Origin of the sequence: uncultured Streptomyces sp. (assembly GCF_947488945.1) — a bacterium.
In the GTDB taxonomy this organism is placed as follows: domain Bacteria; phylum Actinomycetota; class Actinomycetes; order Streptomycetales; family Streptomycetaceae; genus Streptomyces.
The window spans coordinates 14,490-41,012 of the sequence record NZ_CANLBS010000024.1 but is presented as its reverse complement, the minus strand read 5'-3'; the positions used below and the strand labels follow the sequence as shown (position 1 = coordinate 41,012).

Below are 26,523 nucleotides of genomic sequence, written 5' to 3'. Positions count from 1 at the left end.
GGAGCGGGGCGGAGCACGGGCGCACCGCACCGCGTCGCCGCGTACGCACCACGCGTCCGCCACACACCACGAGGAGAGACCGTGACCACGGCTGTGAGCCAATCCACGCACGGGGGAGCCGGGGAACGCACGGCGGTCGCCGCCCGCGCCCGCCAGGTCGTCAAGGCGTACGGGACGGGGGAGACCAGGGTCGTCGCGCTCGACCACGTCGACGTGGACATCGCCCGGGGGCGGTTCACGGCGATCATGGGCCCCTCGGGCTCGGGGAAGTCGACCCTGATGCACTGCCTGGCCGGCCTGGACACGGTGACGTCCGGGCAGATCCACCTCGCCGACACCGAGATCACCGCGCTCAAGGACAAGAAGCTCACCCAGCTCCGCCGGGACCGGGTCGGTTTCATCTTCCAGGCGTTCAACCTGCTGCCGACGCTGACCGCGCTGGAGAACATCACGCTGCCGATGGACATCGCCGGCCGGAAGCCGGACGCCGGGTGGCTGAGCCAGGTGGTGGACACCGTCGGGCTCGCCGACCGGCTGAAGCACCGGCCGACCGAACTCTCCGGCGGCCAGCAGCAACGGGTCGCCGTGGCGCGGGCATTGGCCTCCCGGCCCGAGATCATCTTCGGCGACGAGCCCACCGGCAACCTCGACTCCCGCTCCGGCGCCGAGGTGCTGTCGTTCCTGCGCCGGTCGGTCGACGAACTGGGCCAAACGATCGTCATGGTCACCCACGACCCGGTCGCCGCCTCCCACGCGGACCGGGTGCTCTACCTCGCGGACGGCGTCATCGTCGACGAGATGGAACGCCCCACCGCCGACCAGGTGCTGGACCGGATGAAGAACTTCGACACCCGCGGGCGGACCTCATGACCGTCTGGCGTACCTCCACCCGCAACTTCCTCGCGCACAAGGGACGGATGGCGCTCTCCGCCGTCGCCGTGCTGCTGTCGGTGGCCTTCGTCTGCGGGACGCTGGTGTTCACCGACACGATGAACACCACGTTCGACAAGCTCTTCGCGGTCTCCGCGCCGGACGTCACGGTCGCGCCGGAGGGAGCCGGGGACGGCGCCGACCTGCCCGCCAACGGGAAGCCGCGGACCCTGCCCGCCGCCACCGTCGAACGGGTCGCCGCCGCCGACGGAGTGAAGGAGGCCGAAGGCGTGGTCTCGGTGATGTCGGCGACCCTCGTCGACGGGAACCGCGAGAACCTCAGCCCGCAGACGGGCGCGCCCACCCTCGTCGGCAACTGGACCGACAACGACCTGCGTTCGATGGAGATCACCTCCGGCCACGCTCCGCGCGGACCCACCGAGGTGATGATCGACGCCGACACCGCCGAGAAGCACGGCCTGGCCCTCGGCGACGAGCTGCGCACCGTCACCGCGCACGGCGACCTGACCGGGAGGATCAGCGGCATCGCCGCGTTCACCGTGACCAACCCGGGTGCCGCGATCGCCTACCTCGACACCGCGACCGCCCAGCGGCTGCTGCTCGGGAAGCCCGGGGTCTTCACCCAGATCAACGTCGCCGCCGAGCCGGGGGTGAGCGACACCGCGCTGAAGGCGGACGTGGCGGCCGCGCTCGACGGCGGAGCCGCGTACAAGCTCCAGACGCAGGACGAGGCGGCGAAGGCCAACAAGGACTCCATGGGGTCGTTCCTCGGCGTGATGAAGTGGGCGATGCTCGGCTTCGCCGGGATCGCGCTGCTGGTCGGCGTCTTCCTCATCGTCAACACCTTCTCGATGCTGGTCGCCCAGCGGACCCGTGAACTCGGCCTGATGCGGGCCATCGGCGCGCAGCGCGGCCAGGTCAACCGTTCGGTGCTGGTCGAGGCGGTGCTGCTCGGTGTCGTCGGCTCGCTGGCCGGGGTCCTGGCGGGCGTCGGGCTCGCGGTGGGGCTGATGCGGCTGATGGGCGCCATGGGGATGGAACTGTCCACCGAGGACCTGACCGTCGCCTGGACCACGCCGGTGGTCGGTGTGGTGCTCGGCGTCGTGGTGACGGTGCTCGCCGCGTACGTCCCGGCCCGCCGGGCCGGCAAGGTGTCGCCGATGGCGGCGCTGCGCGATGCCGGGACCCCGGCGGACGGCCGGGCCGGACGGGTCCGGGGCACGATCGGCCTGCTGCTCACCGCGGCCGGCGCGGCGTTGCTGGGGGCGACGGCCGCCTCCGACGACGCCGCGTGCGGTTCGCTCCTCCTCGGCCTCGGGGTGGTCCTCACCCTCGTCGGCTTCGTCGTCATCGGCCCGCTGCTCGCCGGGTTCGTGGTGCGGGCGCTCGGCGCGGTCGTGCTGCGGCTGTTCGGCCCGGTCGGCCGGCTCGCCGAGCGCAACGCGCTGCGCAACCCCCGCCGGACCGGGGCCACCGGCGCCGCGCTGATGATCGGCCTGGCGCTGGTCGCCTGCCTCTCCGTGGTCGGCTCCTCGATGGTGGCCTCCGCGGCCGAGGAGCTGGACCGCACGGTCGGCGCCGACTTCATCCTGCAGTCCCCCGACGGGCAGCCGATCGTGCCGCAGGCCGTCGAGGCGTTCGCCTCCACGCCCGGCCTCACCCACGTCACCCACTACGCGGCCGTCAGCGCCTCCGTCACCGCCGGCGGAGGGAAGAAGAAGGAGGAGGCGAACCTCGTCGCCGCCAGCCCCACCTACCGGCAGGACGTGCGGCGCACCGTCGTGGCGGGCGACCTCTCCTCCGCCTACGAGGTGGGGGCGATGTCGGTCGGCGACGCCTACGCCGACGAGCACGGGGTGCGGGTGGGCGACACCCTCACGGTCGCCTTCGAGGGCGGCCGCAGCGCCCCGCTGAAGGTCGCCGCGATCACCTCGGACGACACCGGCATCGACTCCGGCGTGATGTACACCGGATTCGGCACCGTGGAGAAGTACCTGCCCGCCGACGCCCGGCCCGGCGACCTGCTGGTGTTCGGCCAGGCCGAGAAGGGCCAGGAGGACGCGGCGTACGCGGCGATGAAGAAGGCCCTCGCGCCGTACCCGGTGTACCAGCCGCGCAACCAGACCGACTACAAGCAGGACCTCCAAAACCAGATCGGCCAGTTGCTCAACATCGTCTACGGACTGCTGGCGCTGGCGATCATCGTCGCGGTGCTCGGGGTGGTGAACACCCTGGCTCTGTCCGTGGTCGAACGGACGCGGGAGATCGGCCTGTTGCGGGCGGTCGGGCTGTCGCGCCGGCAACTGCGCCGGATGATCCGGCTGGAGTCGGTGGTCATCGCCCTGTTCGGCGCGCTGCTGGGGCTCGGGCTCGGCATGGGCTGGGGCGCGTCGGCGCAGCGGCTGCTGGCGCTGGAGGGGCTGAACGTGCTGGAGATCCCGTGGCCGACCATCGTCACGGTGTTCGTCGCCTCGGCCTTCGTGGGACTGTTCGCCGCCCTCGTCCCGGCCTTCCGGGCGGGCCGGATGAACGTCCTGGCCGCCATCGCGACCGACGGCTGAGCCGGTGGCGCGGCATTCCGCCCGGAGCGCCGCGCCACCGCCGACCGGTCACCTAGAATGATGATCAAGACCCCGGGGTGTTCCTCCAAACACCCCGGGGTCTGACGCTGTCCGGCACCGTCCGGACCCGCGCGCGCCGGTGCACGCCCCGGCCCGCGCGGATGCGGGGGCCCACCGGAGGGTGCCCCCGCGCGCCGGGACCCGTCGGCGCGTGCCCCCGCGCACCCGCCCCGGTACGCTCCCGTGCGCTCCCCGGACCAGGCGCCCCACCCGTCGCGCACGCGGCTGTCGGCGCCGGGTCGTACGCTGGAAGCCCCGGCCCGTCCCACGTGTCGGGCCCTTCGCGTTGCACCCGCCCGGGTGCGGCGCGTACCCCTGGCGGCAAGCCGGCCGTCAGCGGACCCCCCTCGTCACCACCCGGACGGAAGCCCCATGAGCCTGCACGGTCTGCTGGACGTCGTCGTACACGACCCGGCGCTCTCCGAAGCGGTGAAGGCCGCCGCAGACGGACACCGGACCCACGTCGACCTGGTGGGGCCCCCCGCCGCGCGTCCCTTCGCCGTGGCCGCGCTCGCCCGGGAGACCGGCCGCACGGTCCTCGCCGTCACCGCCACCGGCCGCGAGGCCGAGGACCTGGCCGCCGCGCTGCGCACCCTGCTGCCCCCGGAGGGCATCGCGGAGTTCCCGTCCTGGGAGACCCTGCCGCACGAGCGGCTCTCGCCCCGCTCCGACACCGTGGGCCGCCGGCTCGCCGTGCTGCGCCGGCTCACCCACCCGCGCGCCGACGACCCGGAGACCGGCCCGGTGAGCGTGGTCGTGGCGCCGATCCGCTCCGTGCTGCAACCGCAGGTCAAGGGGCTCGGCGACCTGGAACCGGTCGCCCTGCGCACCGGGCAGAGCGCCGATCTCGGCGAGGTCGTCGAGGCGCTGGCCGCCGCCGCCTACTCACGCGTGGAGCTGGTCGAGAAGCGCGGCGAGTTCGCCGTGCGCGGCGGCATCCTCGACGTCTTCCCGCCCACCGAGGAGCACCCCCTCCGGGTGGAGTTCTGGGGCGACGACGTCGAGGAGATCCGCTACTTCAAGATCGCCGACCAGCGGTCGCTGGAGGTCGCCGACCACGGGCTGTGGGCGGCTCCCTGCCGCGAGCTGCTGCTGACCGAGGAGGTGCGCGCCCGCGCCGCCGCCCTCGCCGAGGCCCATCCGGAACTGGACGAACTCCTCGGCAAGATCGCCGAAGGCATCGCCGTCGAGGGCATGGAGTCGCTGGCCCCCGTCCTGGTGGACGAGATGGAGCTGCTGATCGACGTGCTGCCCGAGGGCGCCATGGCGCTGGTCTGCGACCCCGAGCGGGTTCGCACCCGCGCCGCCGACCTGGTGGCCACCAGCCAGGAGTTCCTCCAGGCGTCCTGGGCGGCCACGGCGGGCGGCGGCGACGCCCCGATCGACGTCGGGGCTGCCTCGCTCCGGACCATCGCGGACGTCCGCGAACGGGCCCGCGAGCTGTCGATGATGTGGTGGTCGACCTCGCCGTTCGCCGCCGACGAGTCGCCGGACGACCACAGCGGCGACACCCTCAAGCTGGGCATGCACGCCCCCGAGACCTACCGCGGCGACACCGCCCGCGCCCTCGCCGACACCAAGGGCTGGATCGCCGACGGCTGGCGCACGGTCTACGTCACCGAGGGCCAGGGCCTTGCCTCCCGCACGGTGGAGGTGCTCGGCGGCGAGGGCATCGCCGCCCGCCTCGACCCCGACCTCGCGGCCATCGAGCCGTCGCTGGTGCACGTCTCCTGCGGGGCCATCGACCACGGGTTCATCGACCCGGCGCTCAAGCTCGCCGTGCTGACGGAGACCGACCTCACCGGCCAGCGCACCGCCACCAAGGAACTGGGCCGGATGCCGGCCCGCCGCCGCAAGTCCGTCGACCCGCTGACGCTGGAGGCGGGCGACTACATCGTCCACGAGCAGCACGGCGTCGGCCGGTACGTCGAGATGGTGCAGCGGACGGTGCAGGGCGCGACCCGCGAGTACCTGCTCGTCGAGTACGCCCCCGCCAAGCGCGGCCAGCCCGGCGACCGCCTCTACATCCCGACCGACCAGCTCGAACAGGTCACCAAGTACGTCGGCGGTGAGGCGCCCACCCTGCACCGGCTCGGCGGCGCGGACTGGACGAAGACCAAGCAGCGCGCCAAGAAGGCGGTCAAGGAGATCGCCGCCGACCTGATCAAGCTCTACTCGGCGCGGATGGCCGCCCCCGGCCACGCCTTCGCCCCCGACACCCCGTGGCAGCGCGAACTGGAGGACGCCTTCCCGTACGCGGAGACGCCCGACCAGCTCTCCACCATCGCGGAGGTCAAGGAGGACATGGAGAAGACGGTCCCGATGGACCGCCTGATCTGCGGCGACGTCGGGTACGGCAAGACGGAGATCGCGGTCCGGGCCGCCTTCAAGGCCGTCCAGGACGGCAAGCAGGTCGCCGTCCTGGTGCCGACCACCCTGCTCGTTCAGCAGCACTTCGGCACCTTCAGCGAGCGCTACAGCCAGTTCCCGGTCAACGTACGGGCGCTCAGCCGCTTCCAGTCGGAGACCGAGTCGAAGGCGACCCTCGAAGGGCTGCGCGACGGGTCGGTGGACCTCGTGATCGGCACCCACCGCCTGTTCTCCTCCGAGACCAAGTTCAAGGACCTCGGGCTGGTCATCGTCGACGAGGAGCAGCGCTTCGGCGTCGAGCACAAGGAGCAGCTCAAGAAGCTCCGCGCCAACGTCGACGTGCTCACCATGTCCGCCACCCCCATCCCCCGTACGCTCGAAATGGCCGTGACCGGCATCCGCGAGATGTCCACCATCACGACCCCGCCGGAGGAGCGCCACCCGGTGCTGACCTTCGTCGGCCCGTACGAGGAGAAGCAGATCGGCGCCGCCGTACGCCGTGAACTCCTGCGCGAGGGACAGGTCTTCTACATCCACAACCGGGTCGAGTCGATCGACCGCGCGGCCGCCCGGCTCCGCGAGATCGTGCCGGAGGCGCGCATCGCGACGGCGCACGGGCAGATGTCCGAACAGGCCCTGGAACAGGTCGTGGTGGACTTCTGGGAGAAGAAGTTCGACGTCCTGGTCTCCACCACGATCGTGGAGTCCGGCATCGACATCTCCAACGCCAACACCCTGATCGTGGAGCGCGGCGACAACTTCGGCCTCTCCCAGCTCCACCAGCTCCGCGGCCGGGTCGGCCGCGGACGAGACCGCGGCTACGCCTACTTCCTCTACCCGCCGGAGAAGCCCCTCACGGAGACCGCGCACGAGCGGCTGGCGACCATCGCCCAGCACACCGAGATGGGCGCCGGCATGTACGTCGCCATGAAGGACCTGGAGATCCGCGGCGCGGGCAACCTCCTCGGCGGTGAGCAGTCCGGCCACATCGCGGGCGTCGGCTTCGACCTCTACGTCCGCATGGTGGGCGAGGCGGTCGCCGACTACCGCGCCCAGATGGAGGGCGGTGAGCAGGAGGAGCCGCCGCTGGAGGTCAAGATCGAGCTGCCGGTGGACGCCCACGTGCCGCACGACTACGCCCCCGGCGAGCGGCTGCGCCTCCAGGCGTACCGCGCCATCGCGTCGGCCAACTCGGAGGACGACATCCGTGCCGTCCGCGAGGAACTGACCGACCGCTACGGCCCCTTGCCCGAACCGGTGGAGAACCTGCTGCTCGTCGCCGGCCTGCGCATGCTGGCCCGCTCCTGCGGCGTGGGCGAGATCGTGCTCCAGGGCCCCAACATCCGCTTCGCGCCGGTGGAGTTGCGCGAGTCCCAGGAACTGCGCCTGCGGCGCCTGCACCCGAAGACGGTCATCAAGGCATCCGCCCACCAGATCCTGGTCCCGCGCCCCACGGCCGGCAAGATCGGCGGCAAGCCGGTCGTCGGCCGCGAACTGCTGTCGTGGACGGGCGAGTTCCTGACGACGATCCTGGGGTCGTAGGGGGCCCGGAGGGCCGGGCGGGACCGGGCGGGACCCTCCGGGGCGCGGGACGTGCGCCGGAGGGCGTCCGGAGTCCGCCTCGCCTACCCGGTGAGGCGTAGGGGGCGCCCATGCCGGGGAGGCCGAGCAGGCCCGGTGGCGGCGGCCCCCTCACAGGGCGCCCCCGGCACCGGGCCCGGCAACTCACTCGTGCGGGTGGGTGGGATGGGTGTGCGGGCAGAGGACGAGCAGGCAACTGCGGACCCGTACGTCGTCGATGACCGGCCCCCCGGCGCTCGGGTTGGTACTGGCGAAAGTCAGGGTCACCGAGGTGTCCAACAGGGTGGTGAAGACGGCGGTCTGCTTCTCGTAGCCCATGGAGCGGAAGTCGTGCGGGGCCGTGTCGAAGCTGAAGCTCGTGAGCACGGCCCCGTCGACCAGCAGTTCGCCGGTCTTCACGTCGGGTCCCGGCCCCGGATTGCCCGCCAGTTCGAAGGTGACGACGTACGAGGTCAGCGGCAGCGTGGATATCCGCTGCGAGACGCTGCCGGGCCCGATGCCGTTGAGGTCGAGGGACTGATCGCCCTCCGCCGCGTCCCAGAGACGGTCCGAGACCAGGTCGACGGTGTCGCCGCCGACGGCCCACGGGCCGACGCTCTGCCCGGCCGCGTACATGGTGAAGGGGGCGGGGGGCGGTACCACCGGGGACTCGAAGCCGCTGTCCAGGACTTCGGGGTCGAACAGGTGCAGGATCGCGCCCGCGCCGTCGGGCACGGCGGCGGTGGCGGGGACCGCGGCGGCGGACACCAGGAGGGCGGCGGCGGAGAGGACCAGGGCGGAGCGGTGGAGAGGGTGCATGACGGCCTTTCGGTGCGCACGACACGGGGCGAAGGTCCCGGCCGGTACCTGTCACGGAAGGGCGCGGCCGGGACCTGATCGGAGTGTGCGGCGCGGTCCCGCCCGCCGCCTACGGCGTGCGGGAGCACGCCGCGCCGCACCGGACGCCCTCGCCGGGCCCGGAGAGCGCGCGCCCCGGCCCACGCGCCCCGGTCCCCGTACCGCCGCCATCTGCGGTTCCATCGTCCGGCGCGGACGGTCCGGCGTCCGCACCGCACGGTGAACGCGCCGGAGCGTTCGAGGCGCGGCGCGGCGGTCCGGGAGCCGGGCGGACACCGGGGAGACCGCGTCGCCGCCGGGAACGTGCCGGTACGGAGCCCGCCCCCCGGTCGGTGGCGGGTGCCCCGCCGCCGTGCCTCAGGGCCGGGGATAGGGTCGTGAGCAGTGAGTGCCGGCGAGGAGGGGTCCGAGGATGAGCGGGACAGTGACGGCCGTGAGCAGCAACGGCGAGTACGCCTTCACGAAGCCGAACCGGGACAGCATCACGCTGCTCGCCGGGCTCGGCGTGGAGGGCGACGTGCACGCCGGGGTGACGGTCAAGCACCGCTCCCGGATGGCGCAGGACCCCACCCGGCCGAATCTGCGCCAGGTTCACCTCATCCACGAGGAACTCTTCGCGGAGGTCCGCCCGGAGGGGTTCGAGGTGGCGCCGGGTGACCTCGGCGAGAACATCACCACCAGCGGCATCGATCTGCTCGGCCTGCCGGCCGGCACGCTGCTGCGCATCGGCGAAGCGGTGCTGGAGGTGACCGGCCTGCGCAACCCGTGCCTGCAGATCGACCGTTTCCGGGACGGGCTGTTGAAGCAGGTCGTCGGCCGGGACGGAGCCGGGAACATCGTGCGCAAGGCGGGGATCATGAGCATCGTGAAGGAGGGCGGCGTCGTGCGTCCGGGCGACACGATCGAAGCGGAGCTTCCCCAGGGGCCGCACCTGCCGCTGGAGCGGGTCTGACGTCCCGCGCGTCTGACGTCCCACTCTCCGTCCGGCCGGGTTTTCCCCCGCGGCTCGCTCAGCCGCCGTCGGTCCCGGGCCGGAAGAGCAGGCCCGCGAGGGAGCGGAAGACCTCCTCCGGGTCGCGGTCCGCGAGGAAGTCGTCCAGGTTCCGGCTGAGCAGCAGTGCGGCGAAGCCGTGCGCGAGGGACCAGGCGGCGATTCCGGCCTCGCGGGCGTCGGCCCCGTTCCGCCCTTCCCCCGGCAGGCCCGCGACCCCCTGGCTCAGCGCCCGCCCGGCACGCCCGCGCGCCGCGACGAGCTCCGGGTCGTCGGTGCGGTACAGCGCGGGCTGGAACATCACCTGGAAGTGCGCCGGGTGCGTGCGGGCGAAGCGCACGTACTGGGCTCCGCGTTCCCGCAGGTCGGGGACGGCGGCGAGGGCGTCGGCGAAGAGGGTGTACCCCTCGGCGGCGATGGCCGTCAGCAGGCCGGCCCGGTCCTTGAAGTGGTGGGCCGGGGCCGCGTGCGAGACGCCGGCGCGGCGCGCCAGGTCACGCAGGCTCAGCGCCCCCGGCCCGTCGGCGGCGACCACGTCGAGGGCCGCCGACAGGAGGGCGTGGCGCAAATCGCCGTGGTGGTAGGGGTGCGGGCTGCTCATGGTCGTACCGTACGCCGAATCTAGGCATTGACAAGTTCGACGGGTGGGCGGACTCTGGTCATCTAGTCACTGGCTAGATTGCCGGATGCCGGTGGTACGGGACGAGGGAAGGCCGAACACCGTGACCGACGAACAAGGCCGTACGCGTCAGATGTGGCACCTGCTGGAGCCGCTGCACGCCGTGCTTTACTACGCGCCCGAGGCGTTCGAGGAGGCCGCCGCGCTCGGGTTCGACGTCGAGGAGCGCTGGCCCAGCTACTTCGCCTGGCGGGCGGCGCCCCTGGCGGGCGACGGGCCGGGACCGGACGCGGACGAAGTCGTCCGGACCTTCCACAGCTTCAGCCCCGCCACCGTCCGCCGGTACGTTCCGGCCGCCTGGGGCGTCGCCGCCCCGGCCGAGGTGCTCGCGGCGCGGTCGCGCGCGGTGGACCGGGCCTACCGGACGCTGTTCGGCGAGCGGGTCGAGGGCCCCGAGTTCGCGGAGGCGGCGGCGCTGGCCCGTCGCGCGGCGGAGCGCGCCGCGACCGGAACCCGCGGGGGCGAACTGGCGTCCGGCGTGTCCCGTACGGGAGACCTGGCGTCCGGGGCCTCCCGTACGGGCGGCCCCGTGCCCTTCCCGGAGCGCCCCCTCGCCGACGCCAACGCGGCTCTGCCCTGGCCCGGTTCGCCGCATCTGGTGCTCTGGCAGGCGGCGACCGTGCTACGGGAGCACCGGGGGGACGGCCATGTCGCGGCGCTGGTCGCGGCGGGGCTGGACCCGGTCGAGTCACTGGTCTCCTTCGCGGCGGTCGGAGCCGCGCCCGTCGACGTCTTCGCCAGCCGCGGCTGGAGTCCGGACGAGTGGGCCGCCGCCCGCCGGCGCCTCCACCTGCGCGGCCTCGTGGACGCCGCCGGTACGGCGACGGAAGCCGGCCGCGCGCTGCGGACCGAGGTCGAGCGGCACACCGACGAGGCGGCCGCGCAACCGTGGGGGGCGCTCGACGCGGGCGAACGCGAGCGCCTGGTGGAGTTGCTGGGGACGTGGTGGCTGGAGACCATCGGCTCCGGCCTGCTCCCGTCCGTGAACACCCTGGGTATCGGCAGGATCTGACCACCCGTTCGCACACGGCGGAGACCAGGGCCCGGCGGTGCTCCGCCATCCGGTCCGTCGAGGGCCGGTCATGAACCCCCGTCGGCGGGGAACACGTCCGTAGGATTCCCGGGTTCGGCCCACTACACCTTCAGGACGGCTCCCAGTGATGACTTCCCGCGCGTACCGAGTGGCACTGCCGGCCCTGAGCGCCGTGGCCGTGCTGGCCCTGGCCGGCTGCCAACCCGAGGACCTCGCCGCCGAACCAGGCTCCTCGGGCGCGGCGCCGGGCGGCGGCCCGGTGGAGGGCTTCGGCGCGAGCCCGCTGGACAACCCGGACGGCACCAAGCCCGGTCTCGCGCCGCTGACCTCCGAGGCGGACCGGGCGGAGGCCCGGAAGATCATCGAGAAGGTGGCCACCAAGGGGCGCGGGCCGAAGACGGGGTACGACCGGGACGAGTTCGGCTACGCCTGGAAGGACTCCGTGGACGGCATACCGCTGTCCCGCAACGGCTGCGACACCCGCAACGACCTGCTGGCCCGCGACGGCAAGGACGTGGCCCTGCGGTCCGGTTCGGACTGCGTCGTCGTCTCCCTGACGCTGAAGGACCCGTACACCGGCCGGACGATCGACTGGAAGAAGCAGAAGGCCACCACGGTCCAGATCGATCACGTCATGCCGCTGTCGTACGACTGGCAGATGGGCGCGGCGCGCTGGAACGAGTCCAAGCGGGAGCAGATCGCCAACGACCCGCTCAACCTCATCCCCGTCGACGGCCCCGCCAACGGCGCCAAGAGCGACTCCGGCCCGGCCGCCTGGCTGCCCCCGTACAAGGCGATCCGCTGCTCCTACGCGGTCCGGTTCGCCCAGGTGTCGCTGAAGTACGACCTCCCGGTGACGGCGGCCGACAAGAAGGCGATGCTGGCGCAGTGCGGGGGCTGAGGGGGCCGACTGCGGCCGGACCTCGGCGGGTGGCGGCGGTGGCCGCTCGGGGCCCCGGTGCGGGACGTGGATACGCTGTCCGCTTCACCGAGGCCACGCTCCCCATGAGCGGACCGCCAGTGGGGCGGGCCGGGGGGCGGTGCCGGGGGCGGAGGTTCGTGCATGCGGGCGTTCCGGAACGGTTGTGCGTCCTGGTGCGCCGTCACCGGCGGGTGAGCCCCACCGTCCCTGACAGGAACCATCCGTGAACGTCCTCATATGGCTCGCCGTGCTGGCCGCCGTTTGCTGGGTCTGCTTCTTCCTGCTGCCCCTGAAGCGGATCAATCCCCGGCTGGCGGGCCGCGATCCCGCTCTGGAGCGGGCCTTGGCCGCCGCGTCGCGCGGCCGATGGGAGCCCGTCGCGGACCTGTTCCGCGACACGGCGGGAGACTGGGAACGCCGGTCCCTGTACGCGAACAGGCTGGGGTACCGGGCGGCGAGGAAGGGGGACGCCTGGCTCGTGGCCTGGCAGGAGGCACGCCCTACGGACCCGGACGCCGCGTTGCTGCGGGCCGAGACCACGATCCGGTACGCGTGGAAGCTCCGGGGAGCACGGTTCGCCCGGCACACCTCCGCGAAGGCGTTCGAGGGCTTCCACCAGGTGCTGTTCGGCGCCCGGGACGATCTGGCGCGTGCCGCTTCGCTCGCCCCGGAGGACCCCGCCCCCCTGGTCGCGGAGATGTGGGTGGCCCTCGGACTCGGCTATCCCAACCGCGACATGCGGTCCCTCTCGGAGCAGGTCGACGCGCGTGCCCCCTACCACTTCGGCGCGCACGCCTCGGCTCTGCAGTACTGGTGTGCCAAGTGGCGCGGTACCAAGGGGATGGCGCGCACGTACGCCGAGAAGGCCGCGGCGGGTGCGCCGCGCGGGAGCCTGCTGACGGCGCTTCCCCTGATCGCCTGGTACGAGCACGAGGACGGCGAGGTGCCGGACGCGGCCTACCGGAGCACCGAGGTGCGGCGCATGGTGGACGCGGCCCTGGCGGACGTGGCGGAAGCCGGTGACCATCCGCGGCTGCCCGAGGTGCGCCACCTGCTGGCCCATTTCCTGCTGAAGCAGGGCAGGTACCGGGAGGCGGTGGAGCAGTTCCGCCATGTCGACGGTTACTCCGACGCCCTGCCGTGGCGCTACCTGCCGTACGGGCGTCTCGCCTATCGTGCGGCGCGCACGAGGGCAGCACGCGGGGCGGTCCTCCAGCGGTTGCGGCCGCGCGGTTGACGGGGCCCGGCCGGTGGCGGTCCGCCACCGGCCTGGTCGTGCGTCAGTCCAGGTCCACGATGTCCTTCGCGGCGGGCTTCTTCGCCTCGACCGGCCGGTCGAAGTCGGAGAGTTCCATCGTCATCGGCTCCTCGCCGCCGCGGGACACGAGCCGGAGCAGGCGGGGCTCGCCCTTGGCCGCGACGAGGAAGGTGTAGGTCTCCTTCCCGTCCTTCTCGCTGAGTTCGATCGCCGGCTGCCCGGCGTGGGTGGTGACGGCGCCCCGCTTCGCCTCCGTGTCCCCGCCCTCGAAGCCGCCGAGCAGCGACTCCAGGTCGCAGAACCCGAGGGTGTCCGCGACGTCGGGGTCGGACGTCTTCGCCTCCGTCCAGCGACCCGCCAGGAGGTCCACGGTGGCGTCCACGTCGGCGGCCGACTCCTCGGTCAGCTGCTCGCGGAGCATCGCCTCGTCCATCCGCGTCCAGGCGGTGCCGCCGATCTTGACGACATCCATCGCTCCCGACGTGCCGATGTGCAGGGTGCCGGTGCACTCGCCGCTCTTGGCGGACGCGAAGTCCGCCTTGACCGGCCCGTCCGTGGTCGTCATGTCGAGCTTGATCCGCAGGGACGTCGCCGCTCTCGTCGCCTCCATGGCCTTGTCGGTCAGTTCGGGCCCGGAGACTCCGGCGAAGGGCTCCTTCTTCTTCGGCGCGGACGACGCGGCATCCGGTCGTCCGCCCGCGGCGCCGTCCTGCGTGCCGCTGCCGCAGGCGGCGAGGGTGGCCAGCAGGGACAGGGCGCACACCGAGGTGGCGAGGGTACGGGGGGCGGTGCGCATGGTGGAACTCCTGGGTGGGTGAGGGTGATCGGTGCCGAAGGTGTGAGATGTACGCGCGAGCGGGTGGTGGTCGGTCAGGACGGGCCGGAGGCGCCGAGTACGGCGCCGACCAGCGCGAGCAGCAGGGTCACCGCACCGAGCACGGCTCCGAATCCGGCGAGCCCGTCGTCGGCCGTGCCGGGCCGTCGGGCCCGTCGCAGCGCCACGGTCCCGAGTCCCAGCGCGAGCAGCCCCAGGCCCGCGGCGAGCAGGCAGAGCGGGCGGATCAGCCCGGTCACGCTGCCGATCAGCCCGACCGCGAAGGCGGCCGTGGCGACCGTGTCCCGTGCAGGCGGGCGGGCCGGACGCGGTGGGCCGAACACGTACCTCGGGTTCGGGTGGGCCATGACTGTTCCTCCTTTCTGCGGACGGGTGCTGTGGACGGGCTGTGGACAAGGGGAGGCGGACGAAGACGGGTGGAGAACGGGGTGTGGACGGGCGGAGACGCGGCGTGGGGCGATGCCCGGCCGCCGCCGTGCCGGCCTGTCCGCGCCCGCTGGCCGGCCGGTCATCCCTGGTTGTGTACGGATGGGTGGCACCGGTCGGACCGCCCGGCGGCCGGGGGTGTGGACGGGGTGGAACGACGGTGGTGCGGCGCGGTGCGAACGCGGTGGGGCGCGGTCCGTACACGCGGTTCGGCGGTCTCCGCCCGACCGTTGGGCCGCCGGGGAGACGACGCAATAACAACAGAAGCTGTGAACCGAGTCAACACGAGATTCGGTGAACACATTGCGCAGCGCTGTGAACTGATGGAAGCGTCGGCGGCTCGGTATGCTCGCGGGCACAGGGATTACGGACGGACCCAGGGAGACCTTCAGTGCCGACGAGCGCGACAGAGGTGACCGCCGCCGGAATCGCGCGGCTCGCGGGGGTGGGCCGGGCCGCGGTGAGCAACTGGCGGCGGCGCCACGCCGATTTCCCCAAGCCGGTCGGCGGCACCGAGACCAGCCCGTCCTTCGCGCTGGCCGAGGTCGAGCAGTGGCTCCGGGGCCAGGGCAAGCTGGCCGAGGTCCCGCTGCGGGAGCGCGTGTGGCAGCAGGTGGCCGGGCATCCGGCCGGGGCGCCGACCGCGCTGGTGCACGCCGGCTGCGCCCTCCTCGTCGTCCGCGAACGGCCCACCGCCTGGCTGGAGATGGCCGCCGGACCGGACGAGCGACTGGCGCGGCTCCTTCCCGACGCGTTCGACGGGGCGCGGGCCGTGCGGCTCGGTCCCGGTCCGGGCCCCCTGCCCCCGCCCGTCCCCGACGCGCTGCTGCCCTCCGTCCCGCTGCTGCGGGCCGTCGCCGACCTCGCCGCCGAGACGGGCGCGGGCCAGGCGTTCGAGTTCCTGGTGCAGCGCCAACTCGACGCCAATGCACGGCAGTACACACTGACGCCGCCCGCCCTGGCCGAACTGATGGCGGGACTCGCCGGCCCTCCGCCGGGCCGCAGACGCCCGGACGGGGTGCCCGGACCGACCGTGCTGGACCCCGCCTGCGGGACGGCCGGACTGCTGCGGGCGGTCCGGGGCCCGGCCGCGCTGTACGCCCAGGAGAACGATCCCGCGCTCGCCGCGCTCGCCGCGCTGCGGCTGGCCCTGAACGCCGGACCCGCCGCCGGGGAGCAGCCCTGCCTCGCGGTGGCGTCCGGCGACAGCCTCCGTGCCGACGCCTTCCCCGGCCTCGCCGCCGACGTGGTGCTGTGCCACCCCCCGTTCAACGAGCGCAACTGGGGCCACGACGAGCTCTCCTACGATCCGCGCTGGGAGTACGGCCTGCCCGCCCGCACCGAGTCCGAGCTCGCATGGGTGCAGCACGCGCTGGCCCGGCTGAGGGAGGGCGGCACCGCCGTCCTGCTGATGCCCCCGGCCGCCGGTTCCCGGCGCTCGGGCCGCCGGGTGCGTGCCGACCTGCTGCGCCGGGGCGCGCTGCGGGCCGTCGTCGCGCTGCCCGCCGGCGCGGCGCCCCCGTACGGCGTCCCGCTCCACCTCTGGGTGCTGCGCAAGCCGGTGGCCGGGGCCGTGCCGCCGCCCACCCTCCTGCTGGTGGACACCGCGGGCCCGGCCGACGCCGCCGCCCCGGCGTCCGGGACGGCAGGTGCGGGCGCCGGGCGCGAGCGGGCCGACTGGGCGTCCGTGCACCGGGCCGTGCTCGACGCCTGGAGTGCCTTCGGCCACGGCGACGGGACCGGCGCCGCCCCGGCGGACGGGCCGGGACCGGAGCGGCCGGGCCCGGGTCCGGCTTCCCCCGGGACCGCGGTGCACCGGGCGGTCCCCGTCGTCGAACTCCTCGACGACGACGTGGACCTGGCCCCCGCCCGCCATCTGCCACCGCCCACGGCCGGCGGCGGCGCGGACGAACTCCAGGACGTGCGCGCCCGGTTGGCCGAGACCCTCGGACTGACCGCGCGCCTCACCCCGCCGCCCGCGGCCCCCGGCGACGTGCCGGCCGAGGTCGCGCGGCGGACCCGCACCACCGTCGGCGAACTGGCCAGGGCCGGGGCGCTGCTGCTGCGCACGGCCGGTCCCGGCACCCGCCCGGGACCCGGTCCCGGGCGCGTCCTCACCGAGCACGACGTCCTCACCGGTGCGGTCCCCGGTCCGGGCGGCGCCGACGGCGGGGAGGAGCCGGTGCTCCTCGACGAGGGCGACGTGGTCGTCCCGCTGCTCGGCGGGGCGGGCGTGGTGCGGGTCGTGGACGCCGCCACCGCGGGGGCCGTCCTCGGCCGCAACCTCCAACTGCTGCGGCCCGACCCGGCCGCCCTGGATCCCTGGTTCCTGGCCGGCTTCCTGCGGGGCACCGTCAACAACCGGCAGGCCAGCAGCCACGCCTCCACCGCCGTCCGGCTCGACGCGCGCCGCCTGAGGCTGCCCCGGCTGCCGCTGGACGAGCAACGGCGGTACGGCGAACGGTTCCGGGCGCTCGCCGAGTTCGAGGAGGCGCTGCGGACGGCGGGACGGCTGGGTGGGATGCTGGTGCAGGGCATGTACGACGGGCTGGCGGACGGCACGGTCGCACCGGGGTGACGTGACCCGCATCGGGTGTGTGCAACCGGGGCGCGGCTGTCGGTGCCGGTGTATACCCTCGCACCAACGTCCGACCTCGCTTCCCAGGAGCGGCACATGCACGGCTACGGCTATCCGCCGGAGCGGCTTCCGTCGCGGCCACCCTCCTCCGGGGTGCTGGTCGGGCTGCGCGTGTTCTTCGTCGCGCTGACGGTGCTGAGCTGCGGCTTCCTCGCGTGGGGCGCGATGCTGCGGCTCGCCTGCGTCACCCGCAGGAAGCGCGACTGGTGGCTGTTCGCCGTCGTCCTGCTGTTCACCACCGGCTGGTTCGCGTACATCGGGGAGTCGCCGGACGAAGAGGTCTCGGACCAGCAGGCGGTGGCCCTCGTCCTCAGCCTCGGCGCCGTGATCGTCGGAGTGGTCTCGTACTACCTCTACGCCGAGGTCCGCCACTACCGGCGGGCCGCCTCCGGGCTTCCGTACGGCCCCGGTGGAGTGCCGCAGGCGCCGCCCGGCTACGCGAGCCCCGGCACCGCCACCGGGCCCGGCCTCGGCCACGCCTACCCGCCCGCCGTGCCGCAGCCCGGTCCGTACCACCGCACCCCGCCGCCGGCCGGCCCGCAACCTGCCCCTGACAACGGTTCCCGGCCGCCGGTGGTCCCGCGGCCCTCCGCCCCGTACGACGAAACCGGCACGCCCGCTCCCACGGCGCCCGGGCCCGTGCCGCCCCCCGTCGGGCCGCCGCCGGTGTCCTCGCAGCGGATCGACCAGGTGAAGGCGGAGCTGGACGAGTTGAGCGAGTACCTCCGCAAGGAGGGTGGGGGGCGGTGACGCGACGGGTCGTCGCCGAACGGTACGAGCTGGCCACCATCCTCGGCCAGGGCGGCATGGGCCAGGTGTGGACCGCCTACGACCAGCGGCTGGACCGCCGGGTCGCGGTCAAGCTGCTGCGCCCCGACCGGCTGGCCGGGGCCGGCGCCAAGGAGGACGTGGAGGAGCTGCGCCGCCGCTTCGTCCGCGAGTGCCGGGTGACGGCCCAGGTCGATCACCGGGGCCTGGTCACCGTGCACGACGCCGGGGGCGACGGCGACGACCTCTTCCTCGTCATGCAGCACGTCGAGGGCGCCGACCTCGCGGACCACCTCGCCGAACACGACCCGTACCCCTGGCCGTGGGCGGTCGCGGTCGCCGCGCAGCTCTGCGCGGTGCTCTCCGCCGTGCACGCGGTGCCGATCGTCCACCGCGACCTCAAGCCCCGCAACATCATGGTGCGGCCGGACGGCACCGTCACCGTGCTCGACCTCGGCGTCGCCTCCGTCCTGGACACCGACACCACCCGGCTCACCCACACCGGTTCGCCGATCGGCTCGCCCGCCTACATGGCCCCGGAACAGGCCATGGGCGGTGCCGTGGGCCCTTACACCGACCTGTACGCCCTCGGGGTCGTGCTGCACGAACTGCTCAGCGGCGACGTCCCCTTCGCCGGGTCCACCGCGCTCGGAGTGCTGCACCGCCACCTCTACGAGGCGCCGGAGCCGGTGCGCCGCGTCCGGACGGACGTCCCCGAACCGCTCGAAGCCCTGGTGCTGCGGCTGCTCGCCAAGGACCCGCAGGACCGGCCCGCCTCCGCCCAGGAGGTGTACGAGGAACTGGCCCCGCTGCTCCCGTCGCGCGGCACGCCAGGGGGCCCGCTCGACCCGACGCGCCCGTTCCTCCGCCCGCACGCCCCCTGGCCCGACCGGCCCGCCGCCCCCGCACCCGTGTCCGCCGCGCACCCCGCCCCGGCGTCCGCCCCCGTGCCCGGCCCGCGCGGACCGTCCGGCCGCCCCGATGTGGCGGGCGCGGTGGACCAGGTCAAGCGGCTCCTCGGCGAGGGCCGCATCACGCAGGCCGTGGACATCCTCGGCTCGATCCTTCCGGCCGCCGCCGCCGAACACGGCCGGAACTCGCCCGTCGTGCGCATCCTGCGCAAGCAGTACGCGGCGACCCTCATGGACGACGGCCAGTACCGCCGCGCCCTGCCGGAGCTGCGCCGGCTCGCCGAGGACCGCACCGCCGAGGCGGGCCCCGCCGACCCCCAGGCCCTGCAGTACCGCTTCGACGCGGCCCAGTGCCTGGAGCAGCTCGGCGAGGCGTCCGCCGCACTCGGCGAGTACCGCGCGGTCCTGCCGTACTACGAGCGGGTCCGCCCCGGCGACGGCACCGGGCCCGGCCGGTCCTTCGACATCCGGCACCGCATCGGCCTGCTGCTGCTCGCCCTCGGCGACCACGGCGCGGCCCGCGCCCAGTTGCAGGCCCTGTTGTACGACACCGAGCGCGTCTACGGCCCGCACCACCCGCGCCCGGCCGAGCTGCGCCGGCAACTGACCCACCAGAGCGACGTCCGGGGCGGCTGACCGGCCCGAGGTTTTGCGGAGCCTTGGCCGAAGCTTGCGCAGGCCGAGGGGCGGGGTTTCCCGAAGGCGGTGAAAGCTCCGGGTATCTTTCGATGCCGCGTCACATCGACGCGTACGCGACACGGAACGCGACACGGAACGCGGCCCGGCACACGGGTCCGGCGACCGCCCCGCGCGCGGTGGAACGACGCGCAACCGGGGCACGACGCGCACGATCCGCACGACGCGCACCGTGGCACGAAGCGCACGATCCGTACGAACAGGGTGGGGAACTCGTCATGTCCAAGTCCGGAAGCCACCGGCTCTCCAAGCGCAACCGCTACCTCGCCTGGGGCGCCGCCGGCGTCGTCGTGGCGGCCGGCGGGGCGTTCGCCGCGACCAGCGCCTCGGCCACCACCGCCTGGCCCGCGCAGAAGACGTTCACCGGCCGTGCCTTCGACGCCTGCACCGCGCCCTCCGCGTCCGCGATGAAGGCGTGGCACACCGGGTTCTACGGTGCCGCCGCCGTGTACGTCGGGGGCAAGAACCGCGGCTGCACCCAGGCCAACCTGACCGCCTCCTGGGTCAGGACCGTCACCGCCCAGGGCTGGAAGCTCGTCCCGCTCTACGTGGGCGCCCAGCCGCCGTGCCAGACCGGTACCCGCAACGAGAAGATGACGACGGCGAACGCCGCCGCCCTCGGCGCCATTGACGGCAAGGACGCCGTCGCCAAGTCCGCCGCTCTCGGCATGAAGGCCGGCAGCGCGGTGTACCTGGACATGGAGCCGTACGACATCAAGAACGCGTCCTGCAACAAGGCCGTCCTCTCCTATGTGCGCGCCTTCGACAAGGCCCTGCACGACAAGACGTACCGGGCCGGCTTCTACGGCTTCTCCAGCTCCAGCGCCGCGGCGATCGCCACCGCCACGGACCGCACCGACCTGCCGGGCAATCTCTGGTACGCCAAGTGGGACAACGTGAACACCACCACCTCCGACTGGCCGTGGAACAAGGCGCTGTTCACGAACCACAGCCGCGCCCACCAGTACATGGTCAACAGCAAGGAAACGCGCGGCGGTTACTCCCTCACCGTCGACCGCGACGCGTTCGACGGACCCGTCGCCATCGTCGGCTGACCCCGTGGCGCCGTCCGGACCCGCCGGCGGCGCCTCCCCGGGTGCCGTCGGCCCCTCGGGCAGCTCCCCGGCAGCCGCGCGCCCCGTCGGTGCCGCCGTTCACCCCCTCACGGGACCGGCCCGACGCCGCGGGCGCGGCCCCACATCCCCAACTCCTTCCGAATCGTTGGTCGAAGCAGTGGCCCTCAGCACCACCACTGCCTAACATCGATCACCGCAAGGCTTTGTGCGCTGATGCACAAACTCTCTCCGGGAGGCTCCTTTGCACCGCCGTCGTCGCACCGCGCTCACCGTCTCCGCCGTCCTGCTGCTCGGGGCGCCGATCCTCACCGCCTGCGGGAACGAGGCCCACCCCGGCGCGGCGGCCGTCGTCGGCGGGGGGCGGATCGAGGTCGCCACGCTCCAGACCCGGATGAAGGACGTCCGCGAGGCGCAGTCGGGTTCGCCCGACTCCGCCCAGCTGGTGAACAAGTCGGGGCAGCTCGCCCGCGCCACCCTGCACGGGCTGATCTTCGGCGAGATCCTGGACCGCGCCTCCGACGACGCCGGGGTCACGGTCAGCCGCAAGGAGATCCAGGACATGCGCGAGAGCGCCGCCAAGCAGTACGGCGGCGAGGAGGGGCTGCGGGCCACGATGCTCCAGCAGCGCTGGGTCGCCCCCGACCAGATCGACAGCGATCTGCGCAAGGACGTCCAGCTGCCGAAGCTGGCCGCGGCGCTCGGCGCCGACCTGGAGACGCCCACCGGTCAGCAGAAGGTGACGCAGGCGCTGGCGGACGCGTCCCGCGCGCTGCACATCGACGTCAACCCGCGCTACGGCGCCTGGGACGAGAAGAAGATCCAGCTCGGCGGTTACAGCGCTCCGTGGATCAGCCAGGTCACCACCTTCGGCCAGGAAGCCCCGCAGACCGGCGGCTGATCCCACCGGGCCGCGCAGCCGTGCCCGTCCGCCGGAGCCCGTAGGGGAGACCCCGACCCGTGGGGAAGAGCCCGCCGTCGCGGTAGGTTCGAAGGGTGAACGCTGAAGCTCCCGGCCGTGTCGTCCTGCTCACCGCCAGCCACCGGGTCGCCCCCGGACTGCTGTCCTGGCCCGCCTGGCAGACGCTGCACGCCGCCGACCGTGTGGTGTGCGGAACGCCGGACCACCCGCAGGTGCCGTACCTGCGCGAGGCCGGCGTCACCGTCCAGGAGGCCGCGCCGACCGCCGAGGAACTGGTGGACGACTGCGCGGGCGGCCGGACCGTCGTGGTCGTGGTCGGCGGCGAAGGCGACCGGCGGCTCACCGACGGACTGGCCCGGCTCGGCGGTTCGGGCCGGGTGCGGATGCCGGACCTGGAACTGCTGCCCGGTTCGTACGACCTGCCGGGCGCGCGGCTGCTCGACCTGGTCCAGGTCATGGACCAGGTGCGCCGGGAGTGCCCGTGGACCTCGCAGAAGACCCACGAGGGGCTGGCGAAGTACGCCATCGAGGAGAGTTACGAGCTGGTCGAGGCGATCGAGACCGGCGACCGCGACGAACTCCGGGAGGAGCTGGGGGACGTCCTGCTCCAGGTGGTCTTCCACGCCCGGATCGCCGAGGACGACGCCGAGGAGCCGTTCGACATCGACGACGTGGCCGGCGGACTGGTGGAGAAGCTGATCCACCGCCACCCGCACGTCTTCGGCGACGCCACCGCCGAGACCCCCGAGGACGTCCGCGCCCACTGGCTGCGGACCAAGGCGATCGAGAAGCGGCGGGAGTCCGTCACCGACGGGGTGCCGCTCGGCCAGCCCGCGCTGGCGCTGGCGGCGAAGCTCGGCGGCCGGGTCCGCTCGGCCGGGCTGGCAGTCGTCCCGCCGGCGGGCGGGTCCGACGACTCACTCGGATACGACCTGCTGGCTCTCGCCGTCCGGGCCGAGCGCGACGGCGTCGACCCGGAGGCCGCCCTGCGCGCCGCCGCCCGCGCGTACCGGGACGCCATCCTGGCGGCGGAGGGCGTCGAGCGCACCCGATAACGTCGGTCCGTGAACGACAGCCCCGCCGACCAGCCCACCGACCAGCCCGCCGACCGGCCCGGAACCGAGCCCGCCGATGCCCCCGGCCGGCCGGAGACGGAGCCCCCGCCCACCCCCACGCCCGAGCGGGCAGCCGGACCCGGACTCGGACACGAGCCCGCAGCCGGATGTGGCCCCGAGCCCGCGGCCGGGCAGGAACCCGGCTCCCCGATGCCGGAGCTGTTCGGCTGGGAGTTCGCCACCGACCCCTATCCCGCGTACGCCTGGCTCCGGGAGAACAGTCCGGTGCACCGGACCACGCTGCCCAGCGGGGTGGAGGCATGGCTCGTCACGCGGTACGCCGACGCCAAGCAGGCGCTCGCGGACTCCCGGCTCTCCAAGGACCCGGTCCACCACGCCGGCTCCGACCACGCCAAGGGCAGGACCGGCATTCCGGGGGAGCGCAAGGCGGAGCTGACGACACATCTGCTGAACATCGACCCGCCCGACCACACCCGGCTGCGCAGACTCGTGTCGAAGGCGTTCACCCCGCGCCGGGTCGCGGAGTTCGCGCCCCGCGTGCAGGAACTGGCGGACCAGCTCATCGACGCCTTCGTCGCCGAGGGCGAGGCCGACCTCATCCACGACTTCGCCTTCCCGCTCCCCATCTACGCCATCTGCGACCTGCTCGGGGTCCCGCGCGAGGACCAGGACGACTTCCGGGACTGGGCGGGCATGATGATCCGCCACGGTGGCGGGCCGCGCGGCGGGGTCGCGCGGTCGGTGAAGAAGATGCGCGGCTACCTCGCCGAGCTGATCCACCGCAAACGGGAGGAACCGGGCGACGACCTGATCTCGGGGCTGATCCGGGCCAGTGACCACGGTGAGCACCTGACGGAGAACGAGGCCGCCGCGATGGCGTTCATCCTCCTCTTCGCCGGCTTCGAGACCACCGTGAACCTGATCGGCAACGGCACGTACGCACTGCTCCGCGACCCCGGGCAGCGCGCACGCCTGGAGGCGTCCCTCGCGGCGGGCGACGACGCGCTGCTGGCGACGGGCATCGAGGAGCTGCTGCGGTACGACGGCCCGGTGGAGATGGCGACCTGGCGGTACGCCACCGAGCCGCTGACGGTCGGCGGACAGGACGTGGCCGCGGGAGACCCGGTCCTCGTCGTGCTGGCCGCCGCGAACCGCGATCCGGAACGCTTCACCGACCCCGACACGCTGGATCTCTCCCGGCGTGACAATCAGCACCTCGGATACGGCCACGGCATCCACTACTGCCTGGGTGCGCCGCTGGCCCGGCTGGAGGGTCAGACCGCCCTGACGACCCTTCTGCGACGCCTCCCGGACCTGCGACTTGCGGCAGAAGCTACCGATTTGCGGTGGCGTGGCGGCCTCATCATGCGCGGATTGCGCACCCTGCCGGTGGAGTTCACGCCGGGGAGTGCGCGAGCGGAAAGTGACGCTACGTCAACTCTGTGATGTTCACGTGATCTCCGCTGCATCGACTTGTGACACACGTTCGAGGCCCGCTAGGTTCACCGTTCGACGCATCAGTTCACTCGTCAGTCACACGGAAGGCACTCCCATGGGCTCCGCGAACGGCAGACACCGCCGACCTCGCCAGGCACCCGCCCTCGTCGTCGCCGCGGGCGTGACGGGATCGGCGCTGGCCATCCCGCTCTTCGCCGCCACCGGCGCGAGCGCGGCCGACGCCACGACCTGGGACAAGGTCGCCGAGTGCGAGAGCGGCGGCACCTGGAGCGCCGACTTCGGCAACGGCCAGTACGGCGGTCTCCAGTTCTCCCCCGAGACGTGGAAGGCGTACGGCGGCACCGCCTACGCGGCACGCGCCGACCTGGCGAGCCGTGCGCAGCAGATCGCCGTCGCCGAGAAGGTCCTCGCCGACCGGGGGCCGCTGGCGTGGCCGAGCTGCGCCGTCATCTCCGGGCTCACCCTCGACGAGGGACTCGCCGCGGTGGACCCCGGCGTGACGACCGGCGACACCGGTACGGACGACTCCGCCACGGAGACTCCGGTGGCCGGGGGCGCCAAGAAGAAGACCCCGGCCGCCGAGGAGTCCGACCGCACGTCGGGCGCCACGGACCGCGCGGACGACTCCGACGCGCCGGCCACGACGGAGACGGCCGTCCCGGACGCCTCCGCCTCGCCGTCCGCGACCCCGTCCGCCGGGACGTCGCCCTCCGGCCGCGCCGGAGGCGGGACGGGTTCGACCGGCTCGACCGGCTCGACGGGCTCCACCGGTTCGACGGGGTCGGCCGGCTCCGAAAGCCCGGCCCCGGTCGGCGGCAAGCACCGGGGTCCGGCAGCCGCCGACGAGACCGCCGGAACGGACGGGACGACGGGCGAGGGCCGCGACGCCGGCCGGCACGCCTCGCGCGGCGGCGCCGAGGTCCGGGAGAGCGGCGTGGAGAGCGCCGACGGCTCGTACACCGTGCGCGCCGGGGACAACCTCTGGGCGATTGCTGACGCACAGAAACTCGACGGCGGCTGGACCGCGCTGTACGAGGCCAATCAGGAGACCGTGGGCGCCGACCCCGACCTCATCCTGCCCGGCCAGAGCCTCGACCTCGGGCTCCCGGAGACGGCGGACGCTGCCGCCGGCAAGTGATCCAATTCGGGAAAACCACCCGAAAAACAGGGCAGTTAAGAGACCTATGTCCACTTTTGAGCAAGTGAGACATGGGTCTCTTTGCGTTCCCGGCGAGGCGCGGCCGGGAGGCTCTCCCCGCATCCGCTCCGACCTGCGGAAACGTTGCTTCCGACCTGTCAAGTATGAGCTGATTAACCTATATGTCCTTCTTTGAATGTCGGGGTTGCCTGTGTTTACGGTCGGAACCGCTCGCACCGCGGGCCTCTTCGATCGTCACGCCGAATCCTGCCGTCGGTCGAGGAGAACAGACGCGTAAAGCGCCGTAGGCAGGAGCGGGGGACCCAGGTAAGCGCCGGGTCCGGGCCATTCGTCGAAGACGGAGGGGCCGGGACCGGCTAGGGGTGAAGTCGCGTGCAGGGCACGCGGCCGGGCAACTCACTTGGCCCGAACCCGACAGCTCACCTCGCAGGCGTCGGTGAGGAGATACTTCATGCTGCTCAACAGCAAGTCCAAGCACCGCCGCCCGTCCAAGGCCGTCCGCTTCGCCACCCTCGCGGGTGTGGCCGGTGCCGCCGTCGCCGTTCCCCTGATGGGCGCCACCAACGCCTCCGCCGCCTCCGTCGCCACGTGGGACGCCGTCGCGCAGTGCGAGTCCGGTGGCAACTGGTCCATCAACACCGGCAACGGCTACTACGGCGGCCTGCAGTTCTCCGCGTCGAGCTGGGCCGCGGCCGGCGGCACGCAGTACGCCCCGCGCGCCGACCTGGCCACCAAGGACCAGCAGATCGCCACCGCCGAGAAGCTCCTGGATCTCCAGGGTCCGGGCGCCTGGTCCTGCGCCGGCGCCGGCAACCTGACCAACGACGGTGTGGACCCGGGCGTGAGCACCGGCTCCTCCTCCTCCTCCTCCGCGAGCGAGTCGTCCTCGGGCGACAGCGCCTCCTCGCAGAGCGGCTCCGCGCAGGCCGGGACCGGGAGCGACACCTCGGACCGCGCCGCCGAGCAGCCCGCCTCCCGCAGCCAGGAGCGCCCGGCCACCGTCACCACCCCGACCGGCGACAAGGTCGAGAAGGGCGACGGCGAGTACAAGGTCAAGGCCGGCGACACCCTCAGCAAGATCGCCGCGAGCAAGCACGTCAGCGGCGGCTGGGAGAAGCTCTTCCAGCTGAACGACGACATCGTCGACAACGCCGACCTGATCTTCCCGGGTCAGCAGCTCCACCTGAAGTAAGACGGACTCTCCTCCCCGGAACGGGGGCGTCCGGCGGCGTCCCCCTCCACTCTCCCCGGCCCGGCACGCACTCCCCCCGCGTGCCGGGCCGGGGCTTTGTCCGCTTCCATGCCGGGACGCGTCCGGTCCGGCACGCCTGGTTCACGGCCGGTTCACGCACCATCCTTATGTTCCGGTCGGAAACAA

At 73.4% G+C, this 26,523-nt stretch carries 20 protein-coding genes and 1 riboswitch; of the genes, 16 read left to right on the top strand and 4 right to left on the bottom strand.

Annotated features, from left to right (window positions below; genetic code table 11):
• Positions 1-81: 81 nt before the first annotated feature.
• The 3 genes from Q0994_RS28865 (at position 82) to mfd (ending at position 7,424) form a co-directional block, all read left to right on the top strand.
• Entirely contained in the window at positions 82-870 is a 789-nt protein-coding gene (locus tag Q0994_RS28865; protein ID WP_299540346.1) for an ABC transporter ATP-binding protein, read from the top strand.
• Positions 867-3,452: an ABC transporter permease gene (locus Q0994_RS28860; protein ID WP_299540343.1), complete on the top strand. Its 2,586-nt coding sequence runs from the start codon at positions 867-869 to the stop codon at positions 3,450-3,452. The genes Q0994_RS28865 and Q0994_RS28860 overlap by 4 nt, the downstream gene beginning before the upstream one ends.
• 432 nt (positions 3,453-3,884) lie before the next feature.
• On the top strand, positions 3,885-7,424 hold the full coding sequence (gene mfd, locus Q0994_RS28855) for a transcription-repair coupling factor (RefSeq protein WP_299540340.1): 3,540 nt from the start codon (positions 3,885-3,887) through the stop codon (positions 7,422-7,424).
• A gap of 183 nt (positions 7,425-7,607) precedes the next feature.
• On the opposite strand, the gene Q0994_RS28850 is transcribed toward mfd, so the two are convergent.
• The gene (locus Q0994_RS28850) at positions 7,608-8,261 is read right to left on the bottom strand and encodes a DUF642 domain-containing protein (RefSeq protein WP_299540337.1); all 654 of its coding nucleotides are present in this window, start codon (positions 8,259-8,261) and stop codon (positions 7,608-7,610) included.
• A 451-nt stretch (positions 8,262-8,712) separates the two neighbouring features.
• On the opposite strand from Q0994_RS28850, the gene Q0994_RS28845 reads away from it, so the two are divergent.
• Entirely contained in the window at positions 8,713-9,252 is a 540-nt protein-coding gene (locus Q0994_RS28845; protein WP_299540334.1) for an MOSC domain-containing protein, read from the top strand.
• A gap of 58 nt (positions 9,253-9,310) precedes the next feature.
• Here Q0994_RS28845 and Q0994_RS28840 read toward each other — a convergent pair whose 3' ends face one another.
• Entirely contained in the window at positions 9,311-9,892 is a 582-nt protein-coding gene (locus Q0994_RS28840; RefSeq protein WP_299540331.1) for a TetR/AcrR family transcriptional regulator, read from the bottom strand.
• Positions 9,893-10,013: 121 nt separating this feature from the next.
• Between Q0994_RS28840 and Q0994_RS28835 the strand changes: the two genes are divergently transcribed.
• From Q0994_RS28835 to Q0994_RS28825, 3 genes are all read left to right on the top strand, one after another.
• Positions 10,014-10,982 (top strand): SCO6745 family protein, encoded by a 969-nt coding sequence (locus Q0994_RS28835; protein ID WP_299540328.1) that lies wholly within the window; start codon positions 10,014-10,016, stop codon positions 10,980-10,982.
• Positions 10,983-11,130: 148 nt separating this feature from the next.
• The gene (locus tag Q0994_RS28830) at positions 11,131-11,904 is read left to right on the top strand and encodes an HNH endonuclease family protein (protein ID WP_299540325.1); all 774 of its coding nucleotides are present in this window, start codon (positions 11,131-11,133) and stop codon (positions 11,902-11,904) included.
• Between the two features lie 244 nt (positions 11,905-12,148).
• Entirely contained in the window at positions 12,149-13,162 is a 1,014-nt protein-coding gene (locus Q0994_RS28825; protein ID WP_299540322.1) for a hypothetical protein, read from the top strand.
• Between the two features lie 43 nt (positions 13,163-13,205).
• Here Q0994_RS28825 and Q0994_RS28820 read toward each other — a convergent pair whose 3' ends face one another.
• Together Q0994_RS28820 and Q0994_RS28815 are read right to left on the bottom strand one after the other, a co-directional pair.
• Entirely contained in the window at positions 13,206-13,979 is a 774-nt protein-coding gene (locus tag Q0994_RS28820) for a hypothetical protein (RefSeq protein WP_299540319.1), read from the bottom strand.
• A 74-nt stretch (positions 13,980-14,053) separates the two neighbouring features.
• Positions 14,054-14,365 (bottom strand): hypothetical protein, encoded by a 312-nt coding sequence (locus Q0994_RS28815; RefSeq protein ID WP_299540317.1) that lies wholly within the window; start codon positions 14,363-14,365, stop codon positions 14,054-14,056.
• Positions 14,366-14,835: 470 nt separating this feature from the next.
• Here Q0994_RS28815 and Q0994_RS28810 point away from each other — a divergent pair, with 470 nt between their 5' ends.
• From Q0994_RS28810 to Q0994_RS28770, 9 genes are all read left to right on the top strand, one after another.
• Positions 14,836-17,022, top strand: a complete 2,187-nt coding sequence (locus Q0994_RS28810) for an N-6 DNA methylase (RefSeq protein WP_299540314.1) — start codon at positions 14,836-14,838, stop codon at positions 17,020-17,022.
• Positions 17,023-17,118: 96 nt separating this feature from the next.
• The gene (locus tag Q0994_RS28805) at positions 17,119-17,832 is read left to right on the top strand and encodes a hypothetical protein (RefSeq protein ID WP_299540312.1); all 714 of its coding nucleotides are present in this window, start codon (positions 17,119-17,121) and stop codon (positions 17,830-17,832) included.
• The gene (locus Q0994_RS28800) at positions 17,829-19,397 is read left to right on the top strand and encodes a serine/threonine-protein kinase (protein WP_299540310.1); all 1,569 of its coding nucleotides are present in this window, start codon (positions 17,829-17,831) and stop codon (positions 19,395-19,397) included. The genes Q0994_RS28805 and Q0994_RS28800 overlap by 4 nt, the downstream gene beginning before the upstream one ends.
• 278 nt (positions 19,398-19,675) lie before the next feature.
• The gene (locus Q0994_RS28795; protein WP_299540308.1) at positions 19,676-20,512 is read left to right on the top strand and encodes a glycoside hydrolase domain-containing protein; all 837 of its coding nucleotides are present in this window, start codon (positions 19,676-19,678) and stop codon (positions 20,510-20,512) included.
• A 262-nt stretch (positions 20,513-20,774) separates the two neighbouring features.
• A complete protein-coding gene (locus Q0994_RS28790) occupies positions 20,775-21,431 on the top strand; it encodes a SurA N-terminal domain-containing protein (protein WP_299540305.1) in 657 nt (218 codons plus the stop codon).
• Positions 21,432-21,526: 95 nt separating this feature from the next.
• Entirely contained in the window at positions 21,527-22,507 is a 981-nt protein-coding gene (locus Q0994_RS28785; RefSeq protein WP_299540302.1) for a nucleoside triphosphate pyrophosphohydrolase, read from the top strand.
• Between the two features lie 210 nt (positions 22,508-22,717).
• Complete coding sequence (locus Q0994_RS28780) at positions 22,718-23,974, top strand: cytochrome P450 (RefSeq protein WP_299540479.1); 1,257 nt, start codon at positions 22,718-22,720, stop codon at positions 23,972-23,974.
• A gap of 106 nt (positions 23,975-24,080) precedes the next feature.
• Positions 24,081-25,124 carry a transglycosylase family protein gene (locus Q0994_RS28775; protein ID WP_299540299.1) on the top strand — a complete coding sequence of 348 codons (1,044 nt, stop codon included), beginning with the start codon at positions 24,081-24,083 and terminating at the stop codon, positions 25,122-25,124.
• Positions 25,125-25,414: 290 nt separating this feature from the next.
• Positions 25,415-25,593: riboswitch (cyclic di-AMP (ydaO/yuaA leader) on the top strand.
• Between the two features lie 3 nt (positions 25,594-25,596).
• Positions 25,597-26,337 carry a transglycosylase family protein gene (locus Q0994_RS28770; protein WP_299540297.1) on the top strand — a complete coding sequence of 247 codons (741 nt, stop codon included), beginning with the start codon at positions 25,597-25,599 and terminating at the stop codon, positions 26,335-26,337.
• Positions 26,338-26,523: the final 186 nt, after the last annotated feature.